Below are 7431 nucleotides of genomic sequence, written 5' to 3'. Positions count from 1 at the left end.
CGCCCCCGCCATCGGGGTCGGCGGCTACGTGGAGCACCCCGAACACCTCCCTCGCTCCTACCGCGAGGCCGTGCAGGCCCTCACCGTTCGTCTGCGCCGGGCCGACCCGCCGGGGCTGGTCGCCTTCGAGAACCTCGGCCTGTACCGGCTGCTCGGCACCCCGGAGGGGCGCCGCGAGGCGAGTGCCTTCGTCGAGGACTGGCTCGGCAGCCTGCTCGCCTACGACGCGGACCGGCAGGCCGACCTGGTCCACACCCTCGGGGTCTACCTCGACCAGGGCGGCAACTACGACGACACCGCGGCCGCGCTCCACATCCACCGCTCCACGCTGCGGTACCGCCTGCAACGGATCAAGGAGCTCTCGGGGCACGACCTCGCGCACGCCGACACCAGGCTGAACCTTCACATCGCCGTGCGCGCGGCCGTCGTGGCCGACCCGCCCGTCCTGCCCATGGCGTCCTGTCCGGCACCGTGAGCAGAGGCGGACGGCTGCTGTGCCGTGAGCCGGATCGGCCTGGCGGGGTGAAGCTGACGAGCCGGCATCGGCCCGTCGGGACAGCAGATCACGTCCGACCTGGGCGGCCGCGGTGCTCCCCGGCACCGTCATCCCGGGCCGACGCCGGTCGCCCACCGACCCCGGTGGCGACCAGCACCGAATCCGTCGACCGGACACCCACGAGGAGGAGACAGAGCATGGCCGAACCCGTGACCGCCGGACTGCTGGTCCGCATCGAGGCCCTTCCGGGCCGGGAGAGGGACGTCGAGGACTTCCTGCAGCACGGGCTGACCCTGGTCGAGCAGGAACCAGGAACCGTGCGTTGGTTCGCGCTGCGCTTCGGCCCGTCCTCGTTCGGCATCTACGACGCGTTCCGGGACGACTCCGGCCGCCAGACCCACCTCTCCGGCCAGGTCGCCCAGGCGCTCGCCGAGAACACCGGGGTCCTGTTCGCCCAGCCGACCATCGAGCCGGTGGACGTCATCGCGGAGAAGCCACCGATCTGATCACCGATCGCCGACCCGGTCGACCTTGCGGTAGCGGATGTGCGTGGTGAGCGGGGAGTGGAGCACCTCGACGGGCTCGAAGTCGAAGGAGTCGACGCCGTCGAACATGCGCTCGCCCGCACCGAGCAGGACGGGCGCGATGTCGAGGGTGAGCTCGTCGACCACGCCGGCGTTCAGGGCCTGCCGGACGACGGAGGCGCCTCCGGCGATGTCGACTCCCTCGTCCCCGGCGGTCGCCGACGCCTGCGCGTAGGCGGCGTCGAAGCCCTCGGTGACGAAGTGGAACGTCGTGCCGCCCGCCATCTCGATCGGTGCGTGGGCGTGATGGGTGAGCACGAAGACCGGCGCGTGGTAGGGCGGTTCGGGACCCCACCAGCCGCGCCAGTCCTCGTCCCACTCGCCGCGGACCGGCCCGAACATGTTCCGGCCCATGACGTAGGCCCCGCGGGGGCGCATGAGCCACCCGGTCGCGATCTCGTCGGCCTCGTTCGCCCGCGGGTCCCCGATGTGCCACCCGTGCAGCTCGACGCCCCGCTTCCCGAGCGGGTCGTCGCGGCTCTGCTCCGGCCCGGCGACGAAGCCGTCGAGCGAGATCGACATGTGGCACGTGGTGTCCGTCATCGGCGCGTCCAGTGGTTGCGAGTTGCAATCGGTCGGCGCACCGTAGCAGGGTCCCGGCCCGGTCTCGAGAGGCGTCGGGGGGTGCTCGCCAGGAGTACGGTCAGCGCTGCGGACCGGACGCCCACGCCCCGCTCCGCCTCTGCCTCACGGTCGATCTGCGGGGAGAGGAGCGCCCGTGACCGACAGCCTCAGCGGTCAGGACCTGGCGCTGCGCCTCGGGGCCGTCCAGGAAGCGCAACGGCTCGGGTCGGAAGTGGTGGGCACCGAGCACCTGCTGATCGCGACCATGACCGATCCGCTGGTCCGGCGGACCTTCCTGAGCCTCGGCATCGAACTGCGGCACGTCCAGTCGGTGGTCACCGAGCTCAGCGGCCGGCGGACGAGCCGGTGCAGCGGCACCCGGCGGGGAAGCGAACTCACGCCCGAAGCGGCCGAGGCGATCGTGCGGCTGAGACGGACGGTGCCCGATTTCGCCTGCGGGGACCGGGCCGAACCGCAGGTCCTCTCCGCGGCGCTGCGGGCGCTCCTGATCACCCTCTTCACCGGGCCCGCCGACACCGCCGCACGCACGGTGCTCGACGAGCTCACGACCGACCGGAGTCGCCGGACCCTGATCCGGGAGGTCGAGCGGAACGTCCCGCCCCCACTGATGTGGTGAGAGCGTCGGGGTCGTCCGCCGAGGGCCACCACGGCTACCGTCCACGAGAGTGACGACGCTGCACCGCGTGATCGTGTCGGTGGCGGATCTCGACCGGGCGCTGGCCCTCTACGGCGGCGTCCTGGGCTGCGGGGTCCGCGCACGCCACGGCGAGATGGCCGTGCTGCACACCGACGACGGGATCGAACTGATGCTCCACCAGCGGGGGGTCGACCGCGGCGACGCCGCGGTCGCGGTCAGCTTCGGCGTGCACGGACTGGGTGCGGTCGTGGACGCCTGGACCGCGGCCGGTGGCTCGGTCATCGACCCGCCCGCGCGGCAGCCGTGGGGGGAGGAGATGGCGGTGGTCCGGGACGCCGACGGCCACGTCGTGTGCCTGAACGAACTGGCGTGACCGACGCGCCCGGAGCGCTCGGCCGGCGCCCACGTCGTGCGGTGTGTCGCCGGGTGGGATCGCGGTAGCGTGCCCGCCTGCGATCGACCAGCCGGCCGCGTTCGGGGACCCACGACCGCGCCCGACCCGACCGGGGAGCCGCCCCATGGACCTCGGAGCCCACGACGAGCTCGTCGTCGCCCTGCGCAGCGCCGCCCGTGACCTCGCCCAGCGCCGCAGCATCCGCGACCTGGAGCAGACGCTCGAGCAGATCGTCGCCTCCGCCGTCGCCACGATCTCCGCGGTCGACGCCGGCAGCATCTCGGTGACCGAGGGCGGCAAGATCGAGACGCGCCACCCCACCACCGAGACCATCAGGAAGCTCGACGAGGTCCAGAGCGAGCTGCACCAGGGTCCCTGCATCACCGCGCTCGAGGACCCGCCGCGCAGCGGCACCGTCGTCGCGGACGACCTCGCCGGCGAGGACGCGCAGCGGTGGCCGGACTTCGCGCCCCGCGCGGTCGAGGCGGGCTACCGCGGGCTGATGTCGACCCAGCTCTCGGTCGACGGCGGCACCCACGCGGCGCTGAACCTCTACTCGGCCACCCCGCACGCGTTCGACGACGACGCCCGGACACTGGCGGGGCTGTTCGGGATCCAGGCCTCGATGCTGCTCTACGGCGCGGACACCGCGGCCCAGCTGCAGCGGGCCGTCGACAGCCGGGACCTCATCGGGCAGGCCAAGGGCATCCTGCGGGAGCGGTTCGGGGTCGACGACGAGGGCGCGTTCCAGATGCTCGTCAAGTCCTCGCAGGAGACCAACCTGAAGCTGACCGCCGTGGCGATGTGGCTCACCGAGAGCGTCGCCCAGAGCCGGGCGAGGCCGGCGCCCGCCTCGGAGGACGCTCTGCCCTGATCGGTCGAGCGGGACGGTGTCGTCCAAATGTGTCCAATTCGACGGCGCTCTAGTAACTTGCACGCCATGTCGTTGGACGATTCGGGTCTGGCGATCGCCGAACAGGCGACACGTGCCCTCGGGAGCCTGGAGCGGTACGGGCACGTCCTGCGACCACCCGGGACGCACGAGGTGGCCTGGCGGCTCGAGATGCTCGACGAGCTCGCCCGGGCCGGACAGCACCTGGCGGGCGCGGTGGCGCGCGTCGTCGGGGACGATCCTGCCGTCGTCGGCATGGTCCGCGAGCTGTCCTCGGCGATCGACCTGCACTGCGGCCGGCTGGTCGGCGCCGTCCGCGACCGACCCGCCCCGGCACCGCGGCCCGGTGGCGCGGCCGGCCCGCCCGCCGCGTCCCCGACGCCCTACGTCCGGGGCAGCGCCGCTCTCGCGGTCAACCCGGAGGGGTCGTCCACCGTCGTCGACCCGTCGGTGCAGCGCTCCGTCATCGGGACCGCCGCCGAGATTCTCATGACCCGGCACGGGTGCGGCGTCGACGCCGCCTACGCCCTGATCCTCGAACGGGCCCGCGACGCCGGGACGTCGACCTACGACGTCGCCGCCCGCGTCGTCGAGGAGGGCTGAGGACCCGCACCGTCGTCCCGGTCCGGGAGGCGGGTCAGGGTGCGCAGCGTCCCGGCGAGGCGGTCGCGGTGGTGCCCCAGTGCCGCCGCAGTGACGGCGCCGCCGTCGACGGTCCAGGCGAGGTCGTCGGTCAGGACGCGCAGGGCGGCGTTGACGGCGGCGGCGCGCAGCCGGACGTCGAGGTCGTCGACCGGCCGTCCCAGGCGGGCGGCCAGCGCGCCGGCGATGATCGGCTCCGCCCGCTCGTGCAGGACGAGCCACACTGCGCGCAGCCCCGGCTCGTGCCGGGTCAGGCGCACGACGGCCAGGACGGCCTCCGCGTCGTCGAGCGAGGCTCCGAGCTCCACGCCGTAGGCGGCGCGCAGGTGTTCGTCGAGCTCGAGGTGGGCGGGCCAGCTGCGCAGCACCGCGACGAAGTCGTCCAGGGCGATCGTCAGGACCGGCTCGACGCAGGCCTCCTTGGCCCGGAAGAGCCGCCACAGGGTCCGCTCGGAGACGCCGGCGGCGCGCGCGATCTGCTCGCCCGTCGTCTCCGCGACGCCCTGCTCCCGGAACAGCCGTACCGCGTGGCGCGAGATCGCGAGACGGCGACGGGCGCGCTGCGCGTCGGACTCCGGCGGGCGGCCGCGGCGCACGCCGCCGTCCTCGGCCTGCTCGACGGCCACGACGTCCCCTCCGTCCGGTGCTGACGGGTTCGCGACACCCTAGCGGCCACATTCGTGGCAGTGACTGCCACGAAGACGTACCGTCGGTGACGCCGTCATCACCGTGAGGAGCACTCATGACCGTCGCGCCCGAACGTCCCGTGCTGCCCTTCACCCGGCCGAACGTCCTCGAGCTCGCGCCGCTCTACGAGGTGCTGCGTCGCGAGGCTCCCGTGGCCGCGGTGACCACTCCCGCCGGCGACGCCGCCTGGCTCGTCACGCGGTACGCCGAGGTGCGCGACCTCCTCGGGGACCCCCGCCTCGGCCGCTCGCACCCGCACCCCGAGCGGGCCGCGCGCATCACCCACGGCGCCGTGCAGGAGGGCCCGTCCGGCGACTTCGAGACCGAGGAGGCCGACCACACCCGCATGCGCCGGCTGCTCACCCCGGCCTTCTCCGCCAAGCGCATGCGTCAGATGGGCGAGGACGTCCAGGCGCTCGTCGACGGCTACGTCGACGACCTGGTCGCGGCGAAGGAGGCCTCGCCGGACGGGGTCGCCGACCTGCACACCCGCCTCGCCGTGCCGCTGCCCGTCGCCGTCATCTGCCGGCTGCTCGGCGTGCCGCCCGGGGACGCCGACCACTTCCGCGACCTGTCCGACCGCATGGCGACCTACTCGGGCGAGGTCGACGCCGAGGGCGCCCGGGCCGAGTTCGGGCGCTACATGGCGGGGCTGGCCGAGCGCACGCGCGCGGAGCCCCGCGAGGACGTCATCTCCGACCTCGTGCGCGCCCAGGCGCAGGACGAGACCTACGACTACGGCGAGATGATCCGGCTCTCGGTCGGGCTGCTCTTCGCCGGTCACGAGACGACGGTGAACCGGATCGGGCTGGGCGCGCTCCTGCTGCTCACCCGCCGCGAGCGCTGGGAGGACCTGGCCGCCGACCCCGCGGGCCGCACCGACGCCCACGTCGAGGAGATCATGCGCCTCGGTGCGCCCGGCGACCTCGGGCTGCTGCGCTACGCGCACACCGACGTCGAGGTGGGCGGGGTGACGATCCGCGAGGGCGACGCCGTCATCCTGTCGATCAACGCCGCCAACCGGGACCCGGCGGCCTTCGCCGACGCCGAGGCTTTCGACCCCGACCGCGAGGAGCGCGCCCACGTCGGGTTCGGCCACGGCGGGCACTTCTGCATCGGGGCGAGCCTCGCCCGCACCGAGCTGCGCACCGTGTTCCGGACGCTCGCGACGCGCCTGCCGGGCCTCCGCCTGGCGACGGGGCTCGACGACATCGAGGTGCGCACCCAGCACCTCACCGGCGGGGTGACGGCGCTGCCCGTCACCTGGTGACGGACCGGCCCGGTCCCGTTTCGGGGACGCCGCCGATCGGGCATCACCGCCGCATCGGGGGCCGAGTGCCGCCGATCGGGGCGGCCTCGGTCTCCGTTGAGCCAACAGCGGCACCGGGGCCGTCTCCGCTGTGCTCTCGCGGCAAGGTGGCGGACGCTGTGTCGCTGCTCGTTCCTCGCAGCGCTCCAGCCGCCACCGCCGCGTCCGGTGATCCCGCTCCAGCCGCCACCGTCTTGCCGGGTTCGCCGGCGGCGCGCAGGGTGGGCGACGTGACCAAGGCCGTGCAGGACCTCATGGTCGAGGTGGAACGCGTCCGTGACGCGTTCCTCGCCGCCGTCCTGCGGGGCGACGCGGACGCCGCCCACGCGCTGCTGTCCCGGGACGCGACGCTCGACGTCCACCCGGTGGGGACCGGTGCGTCCGGCGCCGAGCCGGTCCGGCGCTTCGTCGCCGACCGTGTCGCTCCCGGCCTGCCCGCCGACCTCACCGTGCGCCGCCACTCCCGCACCGGCGACCGCTGGCGGGTGGTGGACGAGGCGAGCGTGTCGTTCACCCACGACCGCGAGATGGGATGGCTGCTGCCCGGCATCGCCGCCACGGGCCGCGCGGTCGAGGTGGACCTGCTCACCGTCGTCGTCGTCCGGCGCTCGCTGGTCAGCCACGCCCGGCTGGTGTGGGATCTCCTGGGACTGGCCGACCAGCTCGGCGTCGACCCCGGCGCACTGCCGCGACGGCGGGTCGGCCCGGCGCTCGACGAGGCCTCCCGGGGGGCCTGACCGGGAGGACGCCCGGAACCCCCGTCGGGGCGGGCGCGTACCTTCCACCCATGCTCGGGATGCCGACCTGGCCGCCGCCGGACACCGACCGCAACCGGTTCCTGTTCCGGCTCGGGTTCCCGATCGGCGTGCTCGCCTCGGTCTACGTCCTGGTGTTCGCACTCGTGAGCGACGGGTGGCTGCCGTTCGTGGTGGCGGTCCTGCTGATCGCGGTGACCCTCATGCTCGGGATCGGGCTACTGCTCATGCGCGCGCAGCGCCTGGAGGGCCGGTCCCCGGAGCCGGAGACACCCGGGGGGACCGTGGCGCCCCCGGAGCCCGACGGGGCCGGCGCCGCCGGTCCCGCGGTCACACCGCGTCCTCGTCCGCGACCTGCTCCCAACGCTCGCTGAGCTCGTCGAGGGTCGCGAGCAGCGACTCGAGCTCCCCGGCGTCGTCCCCGCCGTTCATCAGGCGCATGTTCAGCCG

At 74.0% G+C, this 7431-nt stretch carries 11 protein-coding genes; 9 read left to right on the top strand and 2 right to left on the bottom strand.

The window, feature by feature from the left end; translation table 11 throughout:
• The coding region (locus AC0CYZ_RS22570; RefSeq protein WP_472219472.1) for a PucR family transcriptional regulator at positions 1-475 on the top strand (475 nt) is incomplete at its 5' end.
• 218 nt (positions 476-693) lie between these two features.
• Complete coding sequence (locus AC0CYZ_RS22565) at positions 694-1002, top strand: putative quinol monooxygenase (RefSeq protein ID WP_472219470.1); 309 nt, start codon at positions 694-696, stop codon at positions 1000-1002.
• Here AC0CYZ_RS22565 and AC0CYZ_RS22560 read toward each other — a convergent pair whose 3' ends face one another.
• Complete coding sequence (locus AC0CYZ_RS22560; protein ID WP_472219468.1) at positions 1003-1623, bottom strand: dihydrofolate reductase family protein; 621 nt, start codon at positions 1621-1623, stop codon at positions 1003-1005.
• A 175-nt stretch (positions 1624-1798) separates the two neighbouring features.
• On the opposite strand from AC0CYZ_RS22560, the gene AC0CYZ_RS22555 reads away from it, so the two are divergent.
• From AC0CYZ_RS22555 to AC0CYZ_RS22540, 4 genes are all read left to right on the top strand, one after another.
• On the top strand, positions 1799-2281 hold the full coding sequence (locus AC0CYZ_RS22555; protein ID WP_472219466.1) for a hypothetical protein: 483 nt from the start codon (positions 1799-1801) through the stop codon (positions 2279-2281).
• A 49-nt stretch (positions 2282-2330) separates the two neighbouring features.
• The gene (locus tag AC0CYZ_RS22550) at positions 2331-2675 is read left to right on the top strand and encodes a VOC family protein (protein WP_472219464.1); all 345 of its coding nucleotides are present in this window, start codon (positions 2331-2333) and stop codon (positions 2673-2675) included.
• Between the two features lie 145 nt (positions 2676-2820).
• The gene (locus AC0CYZ_RS22545) at positions 2821-3570 is read left to right on the top strand and encodes a GAF and ANTAR domain-containing protein (RefSeq protein ID WP_472219462.1); all 750 of its coding nucleotides are present in this window, start codon (positions 2821-2823) and stop codon (positions 3568-3570) included.
• Between the two features lie 66 nt (positions 3571-3636).
• Positions 3637-4191, top strand: a complete 555-nt coding sequence (locus AC0CYZ_RS22540) for an ANTAR domain-containing protein (RefSeq protein WP_472219460.1) — start codon at positions 3637-3639, stop codon at positions 4189-4191.
• Here AC0CYZ_RS22540 and AC0CYZ_RS22535 read toward each other — a convergent pair.
• A complete protein-coding gene (locus tag AC0CYZ_RS22535; protein WP_472219458.1) occupies positions 4155-4856 on the bottom strand; it encodes a TetR/AcrR family transcriptional regulator in 702 nt (233 codons plus the stop codon). The genes AC0CYZ_RS22540 and AC0CYZ_RS22535 overlap by 37 nt on opposite strands.
• Before the next feature lie 116 nt (positions 4857-4972).
• Here AC0CYZ_RS22535 and AC0CYZ_RS22530 point away from each other — a divergent pair, with 116 nt between their 5' ends.
• From AC0CYZ_RS22530 to AC0CYZ_RS22520, 3 genes are all read left to right on the top strand, one after another.
• Entirely contained in the window at positions 4973-6187 is a 1215-nt protein-coding gene (locus AC0CYZ_RS22530) for a cytochrome P450 (RefSeq protein WP_472219456.1), read from the top strand.
• 269 nt (positions 6188-6456) lie between these two features.
• Positions 6457-6963 carry a nuclear transport factor 2 family protein gene (locus tag AC0CYZ_RS22525; RefSeq protein WP_472219454.1) on the top strand — a complete coding sequence of 169 codons (507 nt, stop codon included), beginning with the start codon at positions 6457-6459 and terminating at the stop codon, positions 6961-6963.
• Positions 6964-7013: 50 nt separating this feature from the next.
• Positions 7014-7355, top strand: a complete 342-nt coding sequence (locus tag AC0CYZ_RS22520) for a hypothetical protein (protein WP_472219453.1) — start codon at positions 7014-7016, stop codon at positions 7353-7355.
• The last annotated feature ends 76 nt before the right edge of the window (positions 7356-7431 follow it).

The organism is Actinomycetospora sp. (assembly GCF_055612215.1).
This window is presented reverse-complemented; position numbering and strand designations above follow the sequence as displayed.